At 72.8% G+C, this 19,347-nt stretch carries 11 protein-coding genes; 5 read left to right on the forward strand and 6 right to left on the reverse strand.

The window, feature by feature from the left end:
• The first annotated feature begins 155 nt into the window (after positions 1-155).
• Positions 156-2,369 (forward strand): helix-turn-helix domain-containing protein, encoded by a 2,214-nt coding sequence (locus H4696_RS08510; protein ID WP_192782173.1) that lies wholly within the window; start codon positions 156-158, stop codon positions 2,367-2,369.
• Between the two features lie 376 nt (positions 2,370-2,745).
• On the opposite strand, the gene H4696_RS08515 is transcribed toward H4696_RS08510, so the two are convergent.
• From H4696_RS08515 to H4696_RS08525, 3 genes are read right to left on the reverse strand one after another with little or no spacing between them, the layout of a single operon-like run.
• Complete coding sequence (locus H4696_RS08515; protein ID WP_086858206.1) at positions 2,746-3,477, reverse strand: glycosyltransferase family 2 protein; 732 nt, start codon at positions 3,475-3,477, stop codon at positions 2,746-2,748.
• Positions 3,474-4,757 carry a bifunctional PIG-L family deacetylase/class I SAM-dependent methyltransferase gene (locus H4696_RS08520; protein ID WP_086858207.1) on the reverse strand — a complete coding sequence of 428 codons (1,284 nt, stop codon included), beginning with the start codon at positions 4,755-4,757 and terminating at the stop codon, positions 3,474-3,476. The genes H4696_RS08515 and H4696_RS08520 overlap by 4 nt, the downstream gene beginning before the upstream one ends.
• Positions 4,754-5,701 (reverse strand): acyl-CoA dehydrogenase family protein, encoded by a 948-nt coding sequence (locus H4696_RS08525; RefSeq protein ID WP_086858208.1) that lies wholly within the window; start codon positions 5,699-5,701, stop codon positions 4,754-4,756. Before H4696_RS08525 ends, H4696_RS08520 begins: the two co-directional genes overlap by 4 nt.
• Before the next feature lie 52 nt (positions 5,702-5,753).
• Here H4696_RS08525 and H4696_RS08530 point away from each other — a divergent pair, with 52 nt between their 5' ends.
• Complete coding sequence (locus H4696_RS08530; protein ID WP_086858209.1) at positions 5,754-6,725, forward strand: magnesium transporter CorA family protein; 972 nt, start codon at positions 5,754-5,756, stop codon at positions 6,723-6,725.
• Here the strand turns inward: H4696_RS08530 and H4696_RS08535 are convergent.
• A complete protein-coding gene (locus H4696_RS08535) occupies positions 6,720-7,871 on the reverse strand; it encodes an NAD(P)/FAD-dependent oxidoreductase (protein WP_086858210.1) in 1,152 nt (383 codons plus the stop codon). The genes H4696_RS08530 and H4696_RS08535 overlap by 6 nt on opposite strands.
• A 373-nt stretch (positions 7,872-8,244) precedes the next feature.
• Between H4696_RS08535 and H4696_RS08540 the strand changes: the two genes are divergently transcribed.
• From H4696_RS08540 to H4696_RS08550, 3 genes are all read left to right on the forward strand, one after another.
• Positions 8,245-12,792 (forward strand): HAMP domain-containing protein, encoded by a 4,548-nt coding sequence (locus H4696_RS08540; RefSeq protein WP_086858211.1) that lies wholly within the window; start codon positions 8,245-8,247, stop codon positions 12,790-12,792.
• A 4-nt stretch (positions 12,793-12,796) separates the two neighbouring features.
• On the forward strand, positions 12,797-15,166 hold the full coding sequence (locus H4696_RS08545) for a SpoIIE family protein phosphatase (protein WP_086858212.1): 2,370 nt from the start codon (positions 12,797-12,799) through the stop codon (positions 15,164-15,166).
• A gap of 479 nt (positions 15,167-15,645) precedes the next feature.
• On the forward strand, positions 15,646-16,902 hold the full coding sequence (locus tag H4696_RS08550) for an IS110 family RNA-guided transposase (RefSeq protein ID WP_338078659.1): 1,257 nt from the start codon (positions 15,646-15,648) through the stop codon (positions 16,900-16,902).
• 347 nt (positions 16,903-17,249) lie between these two features.
• Here the strand turns inward: H4696_RS08550 and H4696_RS08555 are convergent, their stop codons facing one another.
• A complete protein-coding gene (locus tag H4696_RS08555) occupies positions 17,250-18,344 on the reverse strand; it encodes a calcium:cation antiporter (protein ID WP_086862994.1) in 1,095 nt (364 codons plus the stop codon).
• Positions 18,345-18,395: 51 nt separating this feature from the next.
• Entirely contained in the window at positions 18,396-19,277 is an 882-nt protein-coding gene (locus tag H4696_RS08560; RefSeq protein WP_086862995.1) for a LysR family transcriptional regulator, read from the reverse strand.
• Positions 19,278-19,347: the final 70 nt, after the last annotated feature.

Genomic DNA, 19,347 nt, shown 5'->3' on the forward strand with positions numbered 1-19,347 from the left:
GCGATACGATCTTCCGCGACAATGCTCCGGTTCCTTCCGCCGTAAGATCTCGCCTCGGGTGAGCCCGTGCTCGGTGTCTTGAATGACTCATTCAGGTCTTCCGAAGACCTGAATGAGTCATTCAGGACGTTCGGGGGCGGCGGGGAGGGGCGCGGATGGAGTCGTTCGGAGTGCGGCTGCGCCGGCTGCGGCGCGCGGCCGGGCTGACCCAGGAGGCGCTGGCCGAGGCGTCCGGGCTCAGCGCGCAGGCCGTCGGCGCGCTCGAGCGCGGGGAACGCCGGTTCCCGCACCGCGAAACCCTCGACCTGCTCGCCGACGCCCTCGACCTGGCCGGGGACGCCCGGACGGAGTTCGCCGCCGCGGCCGCGCGGCCGAAGACCCCGGCGGGAACCGCCGCCGTGCCGCGGGAGCTGCCGGGCGGGATCGCCGCGTTCACCGGACGCGAAGCCGAGCTCGACCGGGTGCTGGGCCTGTTCGCCGAAGCCCGGCACGGCGTCGTGGTCGCCATCGCCGGGATGGCCGGGGTCGGCAAGACCGCGCTCGCGCTGCAGGCCGGGCACCGCCTCGCGCGGCGGTTCCCGGACGGCTCGCTGCACCTGGACCTGCGGGGTCACGCCGCCGACCCGCCGGATCCCCTGGACCTGCTCGACCGGCTGATCCGCGAGCTGGGCGGCGAGCTGCCGACGCCGTTGACGCTGGACTCCGCCTCGGCCCGCTTCCGGTCCGTGCTCGCCGGGAAGCGCGTCCTTCTCTTGCTGGACAACGCGCGCGATGCCGCGCACGTCGCTCCACTGCTGCCGGGCGCGGGCGGCTCGGCGGCCATCGTGACGAGCCGGGTCGCGCTGCCGGACCTGCCGCAGGCGCACCAGGTGCTGCTGGACGTGCTGCCCGAGCCGGACGCGCTGCGCCTGCTGGCAGCGGAGATCGGCGCGGAGCGGGTGGCCGCCGAGCCCGCCGCGGCCCGGGCCGTCGTCCGGCTGTGCGGGTACCTGCCGCTGGCGCTGCACCTGGCCGGCGCGCGGCTGGCGACGCGCCCGTCATGGCCGGTTGCCCACCTCGCGCACCGGCTCGCGGACGAGAGCCGCCGCCTCGACGAAACCGGCGTCCGCACCAGTTTCGCGCTCGCCTTCGGGGCGCTGGACGACGCGGCGGCCCGCGCGTACCCGCTGCTGTCCCTGCTCGACGTGCCGGAGCTGTCGGTGCCGGTCGCGGGACGGCTGCTCGACGTCCCGGACCGCGAGGCCGAAGGCCTGCTGGAACGGCTGACCGACGAGCACCTGCTGACCACGCCCGCGCCGGGCTGGTACCGGCTGCACGACCTGCTCCGGCTCTACGCCCGCGAGCACGCCGCGCGGCTCACCGAAGGCGAGCGGGCCGCCGCGATCACCCGCGTCGTCGAACTCTGCGCGGCCGTGGCGTGGCAGAGCATGGCGCTGGTTTCGGCGGCTTCGCACCGCCACGACTGGGCGGCCGGGCGCTGGAAGGCGGGTGCGCTGGCGACGACGGAGGAGGTGTTCGGCTGGCTCGACCGGCACCAGGAACACCTCGTCACGGTGGTGCGGCAGGCGGCGGCGACCCCCGGGGTGCCCGCCGAGGCGATCGCCGCCGTCGGGCTCGGCCTGTTCGAGTACCACCGGGCGCGAGCGCGCTGGCGCGACGCCATCCAGGTCGACGAGGTGGCGCTCGAGCTGGTCGACGGCGTCGACCCGGTGGCGGCGGCGACGCTGCGCAACGACCTCGGCGTCGCCGAAGCCGAACTGGCCCACGGCGGCGACGCGGCCGACTACCGGCGGTCCCACGCCCACCTGCGCCGGAGCCTCGCGGACTGGGAGAAGATCGGCGACCCCCGCCAGCTCGCCGGCATCCTCAACAACCTCTGCTTCGTGTTCGGCCTCGGCGACGACGTCGACGCGGCCATCGAATTCGGCGAGCGCGGCCTGGCGCTCAACCGGTCGCTCGGGTTGCGCCACGTCGAGACGCTGAACCTGGTGAACCTCGGCGTGCTCTACGGCCGCCAAGGCGACCGTTCGCGCGAGCTGGCGTACGCGACCGAAGCGGTCACGGTCGGCGAGCGCACCGACGACCTGCGCGGGACGGCGTACGGGTGGATGCGGATCGGCATGGTCCACCGCGACGAGGGCCGGCACGCGGACGCCGTCGAAGCGCTGTGCCGGAGTGTGGATCTGTGGCGCGAGGCCGGCGTCCGGTCGTACGAAGCCCTGACGCTGGCCGAGCTGGGGCGGGCGCACGCCGGGCTGGGTGAGACGGTCCGCGCGCGCGAGGTGCTCACGGAAGCGGTCGCGATGCTGCGGGAGTACGGGGGAGCGGAGCAGGTGGCGGCGGTCCGGGCGGAGCTGGAAGCGCTGTGACGACGGCGGCGAGGTAGGTGCGGGGCCGGTGGAGGGCGTGGCAGACGACTCGGTCCGCCTTCTTCGCGCAGGTGATTTCGATGGTGTCGCGGGCGAGGGCGACGAGCTGGATCCGGGATTCCGCGGCCTCGGCGGGTACCCCGGTGAGCGCGGCCGCGGCGAGCAGTGCGGCGGCCGACAGCGTCCTCCAAGCGGTCGTCACCGGCCGATCTTCGCGGGGCATCGCGTGGCGCGACAGCGACAACCGCTACGAACGACCTCCACAAACGCTGCGCCCCAAGGCGGCCTTCGGTGCGTCAGACGCACCCAAGGCGGCCTTCGGTGCGCAAGACGCAACCAAGGCCACATTGGGGCGCTTCTGGTCGGGAGGCCCTCCTCAACGATGGCGGCCGCACCCGTCGTGGTCCCTCGCCAGCTGGCGCAGCAACGTCGCGAGGCCGTCCGGAGCCCGGCCGTGCAACCGGGCGCTCGTCACCACCGGCGCCGCCGATTCGAAGCAGCGCCTGAAGCCCGCCTGGCCCAGACGGCGCCACAGGTCGTGGTCCTCCCCGCTGGATCGCCGTCCGAAGCCGCCCGCGACGTCGAACGCGTCCGCGCGGACCGCGAGGTTCGCGCCGTACACCGAGCCGTGGCCCGCTGCCGTGCGTGCGTCGTCGAGGACGTGCTCGTACTGCCGCAGGGCCCGCGCCGACGTGCTGAACGGTGCCGCCAGTTCGGCCGTCCCGGCGATCGCGTGGTAGCCCTGCCGCGCCCGGGCCAGGTGCGCCCGCGCCCACCCGGGCGTCACGCGCGTGTCCGCGTCCGTGCTCAGCAGCAGGGTTCCGGCCGCGGGCGCGCGCAACCACCTGCGGACCCGCGCCACTCCGAAGTCGCGGACCTCGCCGATGGTCCGCGGCGACCGGGAAGCCACGACCCCGCCGGGCAGGTCGCCCAACGCCGTGCCGGCCACCGCCGCGGTGGCGTCCTGGCAGCGGTCGGCGACCACGCAGACCGCGTACACGATCCCGGACGGCAGCCGCCGCAGGGCTTCGGTGAGCGCGGCCACGCACTCGCCGACCAGTTCCGCCTCGTCCCGCGCCGGGACGACGACGCCGACCGCCTCGATCACCGGCGCCTCAGCACGTGCAGCAGGAACTGCTCGTCGGTGTGTTCGACCAGCGGCTCGAGCGCCGGGTGCGCCAAGAGGCGGGCGTGTGCGTCCCGGCCGTCGCGCGGGGCCTCGGGCGCCCACGGCAGCCAGTGCACCGCGAGCAGGTGCCCGCCGGGGCGCAACGCGGTCACCGAAGCGTCGATCGTCTCCCGGAGCGCGTCGTCGGCCAAGTAGTACAGCAGTTCGCCGTACACGAAAAGATCCACCGGCCCGGACGGCAGAGCGCCGGGCACCGATCCGATGTGGACGTCCACATGCGACAGATCGGTGACGGCCCGCCGGGCGCGCTCGACAGCGGTGGGCACGGGGTCGAAGGCGAGCAGCCGCCCGGCCCGCCCCGCCAGGTCGCGGGTGAGCGCCCCGACGCCACAGCCCGGCTCGACGACAGTGTCGTAGTGCTCATCAGGCAGGCACGCCAGCACCATCGCCCGCTTGCGCCGCTCGTACCACTTCGTGCCCACCGACCACGGGTCCTCGGCGCCGTCGTACAGCTCGGCGAACCGGCTGACCGGCGCCGAATCACGCGGCGGCTCGCGGAAGAACACTTCGGTGTCCCGCGCGAAATGCGCCAGTACCTCCTCCGGCAGGATCGGGGCCTCGCCGCGTGGTCCGGGCTTCAGCTGCGACGGAAAGGCAGCGATGGCAGCGGCCTTGGCTGCCCGTTCCGCCGCCGTGAGCCCGAGCGACCGGGCCCGCGCCCACGGGATGGCCGGGTCGTCCGGGCGCAGCCAGTGCCACAGCCAGATCGGGTACGACCAGCGCTGCGCGGTGAGCGGAGCGGCGGCGAGGGCGGCCCGCGCGGCCGCCTGGTGGTCCGGGTGCGGGTCGTCCGGCCAGGGGAATAAGCACAGGTCGTGGCCGTCGGCACGCTCCCGCAAAGCCGTCACCAGCGAGTCGCCGTGGGCGGAAAGCGCGGAATCCGGCAAGCCCAGCCACACCGGCTCGACGTCGGAAAGTCCCTGTGCCCGCAGGGAATCCCGCAGTTCGCGGCGGCGGGTCCGGCCCAGTTCCCGACGCTCGAAGGGGCTCGAATCCGGGAACGCCGCCTCACCATCGGTCGCGACGACGAGCGTCACCGCGGTGCCGGACGAGTGCAGCCGCTGCAGGAGCCCGCTGGCGCCGAGGGTCTCGTCGTCGGGGTGCGCGGCGACGACCAGCGCGCGCTCGAACGCCTGCGCGGGCCAGGGCGGCACCTCGGGAAGCGCCGCCCATTCCGCTTCCCGCACGAACGCGGTCACGGCGTGCCCAGGACGTCGCGGCCGAGCGCGGCGAGGTCCCGCTCGGCGTGGTGCTGCCGGACGTACACCGGCAGATCGGCGACCCGCTGGGCGAAGCGCCGGTCCCGGCACGCGGGTGTCGGGCCGGTGACCTTGAGCGCCCGCTCCAGCACCTCGACGGCGGTGCGTTCGGTGACCGCCCGGCAGGTGCCCGCGAGCAGCGCATCGACCGGACCGCCGGCGGCCCGGCTCAGCACGGCGTCGGCCGCGGTCAGCGCGGTGTGGATCGCGCCGACGTGCGCCAGCTGGTGCTCGTCGGCGCCGCCCCGGTCGCGCAGGTAGGCGAGGACGCCGTCGAAGACGCCCGCCGCGCCGCCGAGCCAGACCGCCGCCACACCGGCGCCGCCCAGCGCGAACCCGGGGCGCGTCACGTACCAGCCGGGCGGGCCGACGAGGTCCGCGCGCACGCCGTCGAACACGACGTCGCCGCTGTCGGACGCGTCCATCCCGACCGCCTGCCACGCGTCCGGGTGCCGCCGCACGCCGGGGTCGGCGAGGTCCGCTTCGACGAGCCGGTCGCCCGCCGCGACCAGCGCGCGGTCGAGCAGGGACAAGCCCGAGCAGAACCGGACCGTGCCGGTCAGGACGCCGTCTTCGAGCGCCGCGCCGGTGCCGCCGGACTTCGCCGCCCACACGCCGTAGAGCGCGCCGGGGACGGGGGAGCGGCCCGCCTCGGCGAGGATGGCGACGGCGTCGGCGTGCCCCTCGGCGAGCCGGGCCAGCGCCAGGTCGCGGCGGCCGAATGCGGCCAGCGCCGCCCAGCGGGCCGCGGTACCCGAACCGCCGGGCAGCGGCAGGTCGAGGTCGCCGGCCGCGTGCAGCGAACGCAGCTCGGCGCCGATCGAGGCGGTGGTGCGCGGGTACGGCAGCGGCTTCGGCGGGCTCTCCGGCAGCAGACTGGTCACAAGATCGGCGGTTACCCGTTTTCGCCGCCGGTTACGCGGGGAACCCCGGGGTATGACGAGAACCCGGGCCTACCGCGACGGCGTGCTGCACAAGGAAGACTTCCCGGTCCCGGCCGTTTCCGACTTCCTGGCCGAACCGGGCACCGCCGTGTGGGTCGACCTTTGTGAACCGTCCGAAGCGGACCTGGCCGAGCTGGCCGGCGAGCTGGACCTGCACCGGCTCGCCGTCGAGGACGCCGTGCAGGAGCACCAGCGGCCCAAGCTCGACCGCTACGACGGCCACGCGTTCCTGACCGCCTACGCCGTCCGGTTCGCCTCCGCGAGCGAGCGCCCGGCGACGTCCGAGCTGGCCGTGTTCATCACGCCCCGCGCGCTGGTGACCGTGCGCAAGGACGACGGCTTCGACATCGAGGCCGTCACGCGCCGCTGGGACCAGGCCGCCGACCTGGCCGGGTCCGGGGTGCCGTTCCTGCTGCACGGCCTGCTCGACTACGTCGTCGACGGCCACTTCGAGGCCGTCCAGCTGCTCGACGACGAGGTCGAGGAGCTGGAGGATCTGGTGTTCGACGACCGCCCGGACACCGCCGAACTGCAGCGGCGCTCGTTCCGGCTGCGCAAGAACCTGACCGCGCTGCGCCGGGTCGTGGGGCCGGTGCCCGACGTCGTCGGCTCGCTGATGCGGCCGGACCTGCGGCTGGCCGACGAGACCACCCGCCCGTACTTCGAGGACGTCCACGACCACGCGCGGCAGGCCGCCGAGCACATCGAGGCGCTGCGCGAACGGCTCACGACGGTCCGGGAGACCCAGCTCAACCTGCAGAGCGACCGGCTGAACCTGATCATGAAGAAGGTCACCGGGTGGGCGGCGGTGATCGCGGTGCCCACCGCGGTGACCGGGTTCTACGGCCAGAACGTGCCCTACCCCGGCAACGGCACGACGGCCGGGTTCTGGGTTTCGACGGCGGTGATGCTGGTGCTCTCGGTCGGGCTGTACACGCTCTTCAAGAAGAAGGACTGGCTATGACACCGGCACCGGGGCACCGCGCCGGATGAGGTCCGCACCCCGTTCGTAGTCCTCGTCGGCTTCGTGGGTGAGGACGCCGACCGCCCGGCCGTCGCGTTCGTACCAGAAGGTGAAACCGCCGTCGTCGCGCGGGAACGCGTGCGCGCGGTCGAAGCCGTCGCCCCACGCGGCGTACTTCAGGACGCGCTCGCCGACCACCGACCAGAACCCGGGGACGGCGTCCCAGGTGGCGTCCTCGCCGGCCGCGGTCCGCCCGGCGACTTCGCCCATCGCCAGGCCTTCACCCCAGTGCTCGACGGCCAGCGCGCGCCCCGCGGCGGGGTTGTGGGCCAGCGCGACGTCGCCCGCCGCGAGCACGCCGTCCCGGCTCGTGCGCAGGTGCTCGTCGGTGCGGATCCGGCTCCGCTCGACGGCGAGCCCGGCCGCTTCGGCCAGCTCGATCCGGGGCCGGATGCCGGTGGCGAGCACGACGAGCCCCGCGTCGAGGACCGGCACCAGGTCGGTGCGGACGCGGTGGCCGCCCTCGACCGACAGCAGCTTCGTCCCGCGCAGCACGCTGACGCCCTCGGACTTGAGCCAGCGCAGCAGGAATCGCCCCGCTTCGCGACCGAGCCGCTTCTCCTGGGGGACGTCGTCGGGGCAGACGACGGTCACCTGCAACCCGAGCCGGGACAGGGAGACCGCGGCCTCGCAGCCGATGAACCCGGCGCCCACGACGATCGCGCTGCGCACCCCCGTCGCCGCCGCGCGCAGCTCGCGGGAATCGGCGGCCGAGCGGAGGGTCCGCACGTCGGGGTGGTCGGCGCCGGGCAGCTCGGGCCGGACGGGTTCCGCGCCGGTGGCGAGCACGCAGGTGGTGAACGGGTGGACCGCACCGGCCGCGGTGCGGACCCGGCCGTCGCCCAGTTCGGTGACCGGGTCGCCCAGTGTGACGGTGATGTCGAGGTCGGCGAGGGAGTCGTCCAGCGGCGGGAGATCGGCCTCGCCACGCAGGAATTCCTTGGACAGCGGCGGGCGCTCGTACGGCGGGTCGGCGTCCGCGCTGAGCAGGCGGACCGGCCCGGCGCCACCCGCTTCCCGGTAGGCACGGGCCGCCGACACGCCGGCCGGGCCGCTTCCGACTACGAGCAGGGTTTCGGCATCCATGCCCGGAGGGGTACCCACTGGAGCCCGGGGAAACCGGAGGGCACGCCGCGGGAGCCACCCGTGTCCACAGTGGATCGTCCACTGTGGACGCCAGTGGGCGGGCACGACGAAGGGCGGCACCGCCGCGGCGCGCGGGGTACCGCTGTGTGGGAGCGCGTTCAGCCGAACGGGTCAATGCGGCCGAATGGCCTGCGGGGAAAGGAAAGGCTCTCGAGCACCGCCTGGGAGCGCGCGCGGACACGGGCGCGGCTGGTTGCTCAACCGTTGCCGCTCAGAGTAGTGCAACTGCACTATGCTGAGCCATCCGGTGTGCTCACCGGGACGGCGCCGGGGCGCCGACGACCGGAGAAACGGGTGGCGGATGGGTGGGGCAATGGTCGAAGGGACGCGCCCGGGGACGGGTGCGGCCGTTTCGGGCGTCGGCGAGGCGGGGGAGCAGGAGCTGCGCCGGCTGCTGGCCGGCCTGACCGCGGTGCGCGACGGCGACTTCGGCATCCGGCTGCCCGGCGGGGCCGACGGCCTGCTCGGCGAGATCGCCACGGTCTTCAACGGCATGGCCGACCAGCTTTCGCTGTTCACCTCCGAGGTCACCCGCGTCGCCCGCGAGGTCGGCAGCGAGGGGCAGCTCGGCGGCCAGGCGAAGGTGCCCGGCGTGTCCGGCACGTGGAAGGACCTCACCGATTCGGTGAACGCCATGGCGGGAAACCTCACCACCCAGGTGCGTGACATCGCGCAGGTGGCGACCGCGGTGGCGAAGGGTGACCTGTCCCAGAAGATCGACGTCGACGCGCGCGGTGAAATCCTCGAATTGAAGGACACCGTCAACACGATGGTGGACCAGCTGTCGTCCTTCGCGGACGAGGTCACCCGGGTGGCGCGCGAGGTGGGCAGCGAGGGCCGCCTCGGCGGTCAGGCGCAGGTGCCCGGTGTCGGCGGGGTCTGGCGCGACCTCACCGATTCGGTGAACTTCATGGCCGGGAACCTGACCGACCAGGTCCGCAACGTCGCCCAGGTGACCACGGCGGTGGCGAAGGGCGACCTGTCGCAGAAGATCACCGTCGACGCGCGCGGCGAAATCCTCGAACTCAAGAGCACGATCAACACGATGGTGGACCAGCTGTCCTCCTTCGCGGACGAGGTCACCCGCGTGGCCCGCGAGGTGGGTACCGAGGGACGGCTGGGCGGGCAGGCCGACGTCAAGGGCGTTTCCGGCACCTGGCGCGACCTCACCGACTCGGTGAACTTCATGGCGGGCAACCTGACCGACCAGGTCCGCAACATCGCCCAGGTCGCCACCGCGGTGGCGAAGGGTGACCTGTCCCAGAAGATCAACGTGACCGCCCGCGGCGAGGTCCTCGAGCTCAAGGACACGCTGAACACGATGGTGGATCAGCTGTCCGCGTTCGCGGACGAGGTCACCCGGGTGGCGCGCGAGGTCGGTACCGAGGGCAGATTGGGCGGTCAGGCGGACGTCAAGGGCGTCTCGGGGACGTGGAAGGACCTCACCGAGTCGGTCAACGTCATGGCCGACAACCTCACCGCGCAGGTCCGCTCGATCGCCCAGGTCACCACCGCCGTCGCGCGCGGCGACCTGTCCCAGAAGATCCGCGTCGACGCGCGCGGTGAGATCCTCGAGCTCAAGGACACCATCAACACGATGGTGGACCAGCTGTCCGCGTTCGCGGACGAGGTCACCCGGGTGGCCCGCGAGGTCGGCACCGAGGGCAACCTCGGCGGCCAGGCGACCGTCCGCGGCGTGTCCGGGACCTGGAAGAACCTCACCGACAACGTCAACGTCATGGCGTCCAACCTGACCGGCCAGGTCCGCTCGATCGCGCAGGTCGCCACGGCCGTTGCGCGCGGTGACCTGTCGGGCAAGATCACCGTCGAGGCCAAGGGCGAGGTCGCGGCGCTGGCCGACGTCATCAACACGATGGTCGACACGCTCTCGGCGTTCGCGGACGAGGTCACCCGCGTGGCCCGCGAGGTCGGCACCGAGGGCATGCTCGGCGGCCAGGCGCGCGTGCCGAACGTGGCCGGGACCTGGAAGGACCTGACCGACAACGTCAACTCGATGGCGAACAACCTCACCGGGCAGGTCCGCAACATCGCCCAGGTGACCACCGCCGTCGCGCAGGGCGACCTGACCCGCAAGATCGACGTCGACGCCCGCGGCGAGATCCTCGAGCTGAAGACCACGATCAACACGATGGTCGACCAGCTCTCGGCGTTCGCCGCGGAGGTCACGCGAGTGGCCCGCGAGGTCGGCAGCGAAGGCCGCCTGGGCGGTCAGGCCGAGGTCGAAGGCGTGTCCGGCACGTGGAAGCGGCTCACCGAGAACGTCAACGAGCTGGCCGGGAACCTCACCCGGCAGGTCCGCGCGATCGCCGAGGTGACCAGTGCCGTCGCCGAGGGCGACCTGACCCGCTCGATCACCGTCGACGCCTCCGGCGAGGTCGCCGAGCTGAAGGACAACATCAACTCGATGGTGGAGTCGCTGCGCGAGACGACGCGGGCGAACCAGGAGCAGGACTGGCTCAAGTCCAACCTGGCCACGATCACCGGGCTGATGCAGGGCCGCCGCGACCTCGCCGTCGTCGCGGCCGCGGTGATGGACGAGCTGGTGCCACTGGTCAACGCCCAGTACGGCGCGTTCTACCTGGCCGACGACACCGCCGAGGTCCCGGAGCTGCGGCTGGTCGGCGCGTACGGGCACCCGGACGGCGACGGCCCGGTGACCCGGTTCCGGATCGGCCAGTCCCTGGTCGGGCAGGCCGCCCGCAGCCGCCGCCCGATCGTCGTCGACGACGTCCCGCCCGGCTACGCCACGATTTCCTCCGGCCTCGGCAGCACCGTGCCGGCCAGCCTCTTCGTGCTGCCGATCGTGGTCGAGGACCAGGTGCTCGGCGTCATCGAGCTGGCGTCGGTGCACGGGTTCACCACGGTGCACCGCGCGTTCCTCGAACTGCTGATGGAGCAGATCGGCGTCAACGTCAACAGCATCGTCGCCAACGCCCGCACCGACGAGCTGCTCGGCGAGTCGCAGCGGCTGACCGCGGAGCTGCAGGCCCGGTCCGAAGAACTCCAGGCGCGGCAGGAAGAACTCCAGTCGTCCAACGCCGAGCTGGAGGAGAAGGCGGCGCTGCTGGTCACGCAGAACCGCGACATCGAGACGAAGAACCTGGAGATCGAGCAGGCCCGCCAGGAGCTGGAGGCCCGCGCCCAGCAGCTGACGCTGGCGTCGAAGTACAAGTCGGAGTTCCTGGCCAACATGAGCCACGAGCTGCGCACCCCGCTCAACAGCCTGCTCATCCTCGCCCAGCTGCTCGCGCAGAACCCGACCCGCAACCTCACCGCCAAGCAGGTCGAGTACGCCGGGATCATCCACTCCGCGGGCTCGGACCTGCTGCAGCTGATCAACGACATCCTCGACCTGTCCAAGGTCGAGGCCGGGAAGATGGACGTCACGCCGGAGCAGGTGTCGCTGCGCGGCCTGCTGGACTACGTCGAGGCGACGTTCCGGCCGATGACGTCCCAGCGCAACCTCGATTTCCGGATCACCGTCGCCCCCGGCTCGCCCGCCGAACTGCTCACCGACGACTCGCGCCTGCGGCAGGTGCTGCGCAACCTGCTGTCCAACGCGGTCAAGTTCACCGAGGTCGGCGGGATCGAGCTGCACATCGAGCCGGTGGACGCCGAAACCCTGCCGCGCCCGCTGCGCGCGCACGGGCCCGCCGTCGCCTTCCGCGTCACCGACACCGGCATCGGGATCGCCGAGCACCAGCTCGAATCGATCTTCGGCGCGTTCCAGCAGGCCGACGGCACCACCAGCCGCAAGTACGGCGGCACCGGGCTCGGCCTGTCGATCAGCCGCGAGATCGCCCAGCTGCTCGGCGGGTTCATCACCGCCGACAGCACGCTGGGCGAGGGCAGCACGTTCACCTTCTCGCTGCCGGTCGCGCGCCCGGACTTCTCGACGCTGCCCGCCGGCGACCACTCCAGCGCCGTCGTCCTCGCGGGTGACCCGGGCGCCGCGCTCACCGCGCCGGGGCCGCGCGCGTACCGGCGGCTGCTGGTCGTGGAGGAGCGCCAGCACGGGCTGCTGACGCTGGTCGCCGAAAGCGCGGCCGCGGACCTCGCCGACAGCCGGGACATCGGCCTCTCGCCCGCCGACGTCGAAGTCGTGACGGCGGTCGGCACGCAGGAGGCGGCGGCCGCGCTCGCCACCGAGGCCTACCACTGCGTGGTGCTCGACCTCGACTTGCCCGACCGGGCGGCGTTCGGGTTCCTCGACGCGATGCAGGGCGACAGCGCGCTGCGGCTGGTGCCGGTGCTCGCGCACAACAGCCGCCGTCTCGACACCGAGCTGGAGCAGCTGGTGCAGTCCCGCGCGGACGTGCAGTCGCTCGAAGTGCTGTCCGGCTTGGACGAACTGCGCGAGCGGATCGCGCTGCACCTGTCGGCCGAAGAACCGGGCGCGGTGCTGCCGCTGGTCCGCCCGGACGAGCCGGCCGCGCCGGTGCGGGCGGCCGACGTCGACACCACGCTGTCCGGGCGCACGGTGCTGATCGTCGACGACGACCCGCGCAACGTCTACGCGCTGACCGGGATCCTGGAGCTGCACGGGATGCAGGTGCTGCACGCCGAAGACGGCCGCAAGGGCGTCGAAACGGTGGCCGCGCACCCGGGCATCGACCTGATCCTGATGGACGTGATGATGCCGGAGATGGACGGCTACACCGCGACCGCGAAGATCCGCGCGATGCCCGAGCACGCCGCGATCCCGATCGTCGCGGTGACGGCGAAGGCGATGCCGGGCGACCGCGAGAAGAGCCTCGCCTCCGGCGCGACCGACTACGTGACCAAGCCGGTCGACGCGGACGACCTGATCGCCCGCATCAAGCGGCACGTGACGGCGTGATCGGGTGACCGCCGACGAAGAGACGCTCCCGGTACCGTCGCCGCCGGCCGAGGTGTCCGCCAACCTGGCCCGGCTCGCCGACACCGTCGCCCGGCTGCGCGGCGAGGTCGACCACGCGCACGCCGTCGCCGACGGCCGCGCGCTGATCGAGCTGGCCAAGGGCGTGTTGATGGAACGCCTCCACTGCACGCCCGCCGACGCCGCCCGGCAGCTGGAAAGCCTGGCCGGGCGGGCCGGGCTGACGCCTCTGGAGTTCGCCGCGGACGTCGTCGGCGAAGCGGCCGAGGACCGGATCACCGAAGTGGCGCAAGAGTTCCTGGCCCGCGCCGACGGCGAGGAGTCCGTCGCGGTGCGGCTGCGCACGGCGGAGAGCGGCGTGCTCGCGGCGGGGGACACCCAGCGCGTCGCGGAGTCCATTTTGGAGCACGCGCTGCGCCCGCTCGGCGCGACCGCCGTCGCGGTGTGGCTCGCCGGGCCGGACGGGTCGCTGACGCTGGCCGGGTCGGCCGGGTTCTCCGCCGAGGAGGCGGCCCGCTGGCGGTACGTCCCGCCCGGCGTGGCCACGCCCGCCCGCAGCGCGCTGCTGGAGCGCGACACCGTCTGGTACCCGACGCTGGCCGCGGCCGGGCTGCCCTCGCTCGGGCAGCACACCCTGGCCGGCGGCGGCCGGGTCGCGGTGCCCACCGGCACCGGCGGCCGGATCGTCGGCGTCGTGGAGATGTGCTGGCCGGACCCGCTGCCCGCCGAGCCCGGGCGGCAGCGCCGTCAGCTGGAGGCGCTGGCCGAGCTGTGCGCGCACACGCTCGACACGTGGGACGGCGTGGTCGCGCCGGTGGCCGCCGGCACCGGGGACTTCCTCGGCGAGCTGGTGGACTTCGTCGACGGCCTGCACGACCCGGCGCTGCTGCTGTCGCCGTGCGTCGACGGCGGCCGGCTCACCGACTTCCGCATCCACCACGCCAACGTCCGGTTCGCCGACCCCGGCGGGCGGCCCCGCAGCCGGATCATCGGCAGCCGCCTGCTGGAGGCGTACCCGCTGGCGGCCGAGGCGAGCGGCCTGCTCGACAAGATCCAGCGGGTCTACGCCACCGGCGAGCCGTTCCGCGCCGGCAGCATGGCCATCACCACCCTGGTCGACCAGATCCCGCTGACCGTGCTGACCGACATCAGCGTCACGCGCTTCGCCGGGAACGTGCTGCTGCTCCTGCGCATCCAGGACGACGCCGCGAAGCTCGCCGTGCTGCTGCAGCACGCCCAGCGGCTCGGCCGGATCGGCGGGTTCGAGGAGAACGTCGTCACCGGGGCGATCACCTGGAACACCGAGCTGTTCTCGCTGTACGGCCTGCCGCCGAACGCCACGCCGCTGTCGCTGCACGACCTGGCCACGCACGCGCACCCCGACGACGCGCCGGCGATCGGCCGGTTCCTGCGCGCGGTGCTGCACCACCAGCGCCCGTCGTCGACGGCGTTCCGGCTGCAGCGCTCCGACGGCGTCGCCCGGCACATCCGGGTGGTCGCCGAGCCGGTTTCCGACGCCCGCGGCGAGCTGCTCGCGGTCCGCGGGGCCTACCAGGACGTGTCGGCCCAGCACTGGACCGAGGTGGCGCTGGCGGCGACGCGGGACAAGCTCGCGGAGACCGAGCAGGAGGCGATCGAGCGCAACCGGCTCGCGCTGCAGCTGCAGCACGCGATCATGCCGCCGGCCAAGGGGCCGATCGACATGCCGGGCCTGCGGGCCGCCGTCCGCTACCGGCCGGCGGAGAAGGAGCACCTGGTCGGCGGCGACTGGTACGACGCGGTCGCGCTGCCGACGGGCGAGGTGCTGCTGTGCGTCGGCGACGTCGCCGGGCACGGCATCGACGCGGCGACCGGCATGGTGAGCCTCCGCAACGCGCTGCGCGGCCTGGCGGCGACCGGCGCCGGGCCGGCCCAGCTGCTGACGTGGCTGAACCTGGTGGCCTACCACCTCACCGACCACGTCACGGCGACCGCGGTCGCGGCCGTCTACGACCCGGCGACGCTGGTGCTGCGCTGGGCGCGGGCCGGGCACCTGCCCCCGATCGTCCGCCACCACGGCGGCGAGGTGACGACGCTGCCGCTGATCCGCGGCTCGCTGCTCGGCGCGGTCCAGGACGTGGCGTACCAGGAGGAGGAGATCCGCCTCGACGAGGGCGACATCCTGCTGATCTACACCGACGGCCTGATCGAGCGGCGCGACCGCCCGGTGCAGGAAACGGTGTCCAGGCTGGTGACGCTGGTGGAGCGCCACGAGGGCGGGCTGGAGCACCAGCTGGACACCCTGCTGACCTACAGCACGGCGGACACCGACGACGACACCTGCGTGGTCGGGATCGAGGTCAGGCACAGCTCCTGAAGGGGGAGCGGGCGGTCATCCGCCGACCTACGCCGCGGGCCGCGCGTCTTGATTGACTCATTCAGGACCGCCGAAGACCTGAATGAGTCATTCAAGGCACGACCGGGTGCGCGGGGCGGGCGGGCCGGCGGCGCGGAGGTCATGAACGACCCTTTCACCACGTCCGGCGACAGGGCTCCGGCAAAGTCGCGTCGGTGCAGCCCGCAGCGGTGTGCCAGCGTCTTGAATGACTCATTCAGTCGTTGGTGTCCCTGGCGGGACGTCCGTGCTGGGGTGAAAATCGTGTCTGGTCGCCTGCGTGACGTCGTGTGTCCTTGGCGCTGGGTCAAGGCCGTCATTCAGTCTGACGCTGGGAGTCGTTGAGGGTCCTGCATTGTTGCTTCGAGCACGCGAGCCCGGCTTTGGCTCACATCCCTGGCTCCCCGGGTGACCGCCGTTGTCGCTGATGCGAGACCGAAGCGAGGTGAGTCGTGGAAGAGGTGGACGAACTCGACCAGATCATCGAACGCGTGGCCGGGGTGGATCTGGGCAAGGCCGGTCTGGTCGCGTGTGTGCGGGTGCCCTCGGACCGGCCGGGCCGACGCCAGCAGGAGGTCCGCTCCTATGACACGTTTTCCCGGTCGTTGCTGGAACTGGCGGACTGGTTGCGGGCCGAGCGGGTGACCCTGGTGGCGATGGAGGCCACCAGTTCCTACTGGAAGCCGGTGTTCTACCTGCTGGAAGCCGAAGGGTTCGACTGCTGGCTGCTCAACCCCAAGCACGTCAAGCATCTGCCCGGCCGCCCGAAGACCGACACCCTGGACGCGGTCTGGCTGGCCAAGGTCGTCGAGCGCGGGATGTGCCGGCCCAGCCTGGTCCATCCCGCCCCGATCCGGCAGCTGCGGGATCTGACCCGGTATCGCCGCACCCTGATCCAGGACCGGACCCGGGAGAAGCAACGGCTGGAGAAACTGCTGGAAGACGCCCAGATCAAACTCTCCAGCGTGATCAGCGACATCCTGGGTGTCTCCGGCCGGGAGATGCTGGAGGCCATGATCGGCGGGCAACGGAACCCGCGGGTGCTGGCGCAGCTGGCCAGGACCCGGATGCGCACCAAGATCGGGGTACTGGAAGAGGCGCTGACCGGGCATTTCACCGACCACCATGCGTTCCTGACCCGCACGATGATCGACCGGATCGACCGGATCAGCGCCGATGTCGAGAAGGTCAACGCCGCGATCGAGGAGGCGATGGCTCCCTTTCGCGCCGCCGCGCAGCGGCTGGATGAGATTACCGGGATCGGGATCATCTCCGCCCAGGAACTGATCGCCGAGATCGGGGTCGACATGACCCGGTTCCCCAGCCCGGGGCATCTGGTCTCGTGGGCCAAATTCGCCCCGATCGCGCATCAGTCCGCCGCTACCACCGGCTACGGCTCCACCGGCAAAGGCAACCCGTGGCTGGCCGGGACCCTGGGCGAAGTCGTGGCCGGTCTCTCTCGCACCCGCACCTTCCTCGGGGAACGCTACCGGCGTCTGGTGCGCCGCCGCGGCAAGAAACGCGCCATCACCGCCGTCGGCAACTCCGTCCTCAAGATCATCTGGCATCTGCTGTCCGACCCCGGAGCCCGTTACCAGGACCTCGGCCAGGGCTACTACGCCGACCGGTACACCACGCAACGTCGCCGCCGCACCCTCATCCGTGACCTCGAACGCCTCACCGGCCAGCACGTCACCCTGCGACCTCACGCCGCCTAGCCCACCACCCGGGCCCAGGTCCAGGCCCCGGCTCCGCTGCGCTGCGCCGGGGGCGCTACCGCGCGCCCACGGTCACCTCGATTTACGAGCCAGGACCGCCGAAGACCTGAATGAGTCATTCAAGACGTCGGGCGAGCGGGTCACCGGCGGCAGAGCGGCCCGGCCGCGTGACGTTGCCGGGACCCCGGCCGTGATGTCGTGAACGACTCGTTCAGGTCGTCTGGTGAGGTGAACGACCCGTTCATGACGTGCGGGCAGCCGGATCGGCCGTGCTGATCCGACTTTGCCGGGACCCTGACGTCCGGCGAGGTGAAAGGGGCGTTCATGTCTTCCCGGGCCGACGCGGGTCAGGGGTTGACGGCCAGCACCAGGAAGCCGGCCAGCAGGACCAGGTGCACGCCGCCCTGGAGACGGGTCGCGCGGCCGGGGACGACCGTCAGGACGCTCACCACCACGGTCAGGGCCAGCAGCACGATCTGCGTCGAGCCGAGGCCGAGCAGCAGCTCGCCCGGCAGCCACACCGACGCCAGCGCGATCGCCGGGATGGTCAGGCCGATGCTCGCGATCGCCGAGCCGTAGGCGAGGTTGAGGCTGATCTGCATCCGGTCGCGCTGGGCCGCGCGCGTCGCCGCGAGGGTTTCCGGGAGCAGCACCAGGAGCGCGATCACCACGCCGACGAACGACTGCGGGAAGCCGGCCGCGCGGACGCCCGCCTCGATCGCCGGGGACTCCACCTTCGCCAGGCCGACGACCGCGACCAGGGCCACCAGCAGGAGCGCGAGGCTGCCCAGCGCCGCCCGGCCGGACGGCGGGTCGGCGTGGTCGTCCTCCTTGACCTCGCCGTCGGCCGCCACGGGGAGGAAGAAGTCGCGGTGGCGCACGGTCTGCGTCAGCACGAACGTGGCGTACAGCGCCAGCGAAGCGACGGCGGCGAACGTCAGCTGCGCCGAGGAGAACGCCGGGCCGGGGGTGCTGGAGGTGAACGTCGGCAGCACGAGGCTCAGCGCGGCCAGCGTCGCGACCGTGGCGAGCGCGGCGCCGCTGCCTTCGGGGTTGAAGAGGGTGACGCCGTAGCGGCGGGCGCCGACGAGCAGGGAGATGCCGACGATGCCGTTGGTCGTGATCATGACCGCGGCGAACACGGTGTCGCGCGCCAGCGAGCCGGCTTCCGGGCCGCCGGACACCATCATGGTGACGATCAGCGCGACTTCGATGACGGTGACCGCGACCGCGAGCACGAGCGAGCCGAACGGTTCGCCGACGCGGTGCGCGACGACCTCCGCGTGGTGGACCGCGGCCAGCACGGTCGCCCCGAGCGCGATCGCCACGATCGCCACGAAGACCGGGCCGAGGTCGCGGCCCCAGGCCAGCGCGAGCACGAGGATGCCGAGCACGGGGGTGACGGAGGTCCAGGAGGTCAGGAAGGATCTCAGCGCGGCCATGCCCCCACCCTGTCACACCGGCGGTCACTTTGCGTGGTCGTACGGCGATTCTCACATCGTCCCTTGTGGACGTTCGAGCACGTACTTCCGGAAGGTTTCGCTCAACGGCGGGAGAGTCCGCCCGCTCGCCCACGCGAGCCCGATGTCGCGTGCGGCGTCCACATCGGTCAGTTCCAGGTGCGGCGCCGGGAATTCCGCGGCGTGCGGCAGCGGCAGCACGGACACGCCGAGCCCGGCGGTGACGAGGCCGCGCAGCGTCTCGACCTCGTCGCCTTCGAAGCCGATGCGTGGGGTGAACCCGGCCTCGGCGCACAGGCGCTCGGTCGTTTCGCGCAACGCGTAACCGGGCCGCAGGAGGATGAACGTTTCGTCCGCGAGATCGGCGAGGCGCACCCGGCGGCGCCGGGCCAACCGGTGCCGTGGCGGGACCGCCAGCCGCAGTGGCTCGACGAGCAGGCGTTCCCAGTGCAGCTGGGGGTGCCCGGGGTCGCCGCTGGTGAGGACGAGGTCGGCGGTGCCGTCGAGCAGCTCCGCCTCCAGCCCGGCCTCGCCGTGCTGGCGCAGTTCGAAGCGGGCGCCGGGGTGCTCGAGCAGGAAGCCCCGCAGGACATCGGGCACCAGCCAGGTCCCGAACGTGTGCAGGAAGGCCAGCGGCACGACCCCGGTGCCCGGCGCGACGATCTCGCCGACTTCGCGCAGGCCCTGGTCCAGCTGGTCGAGCACGGCCTCGACGTGCCGCTTGAAGGCGTGCCCGGCCGGGGTCAGCCGCAGCAGCCGCCCGGACCGGCGGAACAGCTCGGCGCCGGCCTCGTGCTCCAGCCGCCGCAGCGCCCGGGACAGCGCGGGCTGGGTGAGGTGGGCCCCGGCCGCGGTCTCCGTGACGGTCGCGCCGCCGGCGACCTGGCGGAAGAGCCGCAGCGTCTGGACGTCCATGCCTCCAGTGTATGGAAATTCAGCCAATCAGGCATTGGACGCATGAGCGGCGCGCGGGCACGCTGGAGTC

Source organism: Amycolatopsis lexingtonensis, from assembly GCF_014873755.1.
GTDB lineage: Bacteria > Actinomycetota > Actinomycetes > Mycobacteriales > Pseudonocardiaceae > Amycolatopsis > Amycolatopsis lexingtonensis.

Coding starts and splice junctions, on each gene's coding strand:
- H4696_RS08510 (WP_192782173.1), top strand. CDS start 156: ATGGAGTCGTTCGGAGTGCGGCTGCGCCGGCTGCGGCGCGCGGCCGGG.
- H4696_RS08530 (WP_086858209.1), top strand. CDS start 5,754: ATGACGAGAACCCGGGCCTACCGCGACGGCGTGCTGCACAAGGAAGAC.
- H4696_RS08535 (WP_086858210.1), bottom strand. CDS start 7,871: ATGGATGCCGAAACCCTGCTCGTAGTCGGAAGCGGCCCGGCCGGCGTG.
- H4696_RS08540 (WP_086858211.1), top strand. CDS start 8,245: ATGGTCGAAGGGACGCGCCCGGGGACGGGTGCGGCCGTTTCGGGCGTC.
- H4696_RS08555 (WP_086862994.1), bottom strand. CDS start 18,344: ATGGCCGCGCTGAGATCCTTCCTGACCTCCTGGACCTCCGTCACCCCC.
- H4696_RS08560 (WP_086862995.1), bottom strand. CDS start 19,277: ATGGACGTCCAGACGCTGCGGCTCTTCCGCCAGGTCGCCGGCGGCGCG.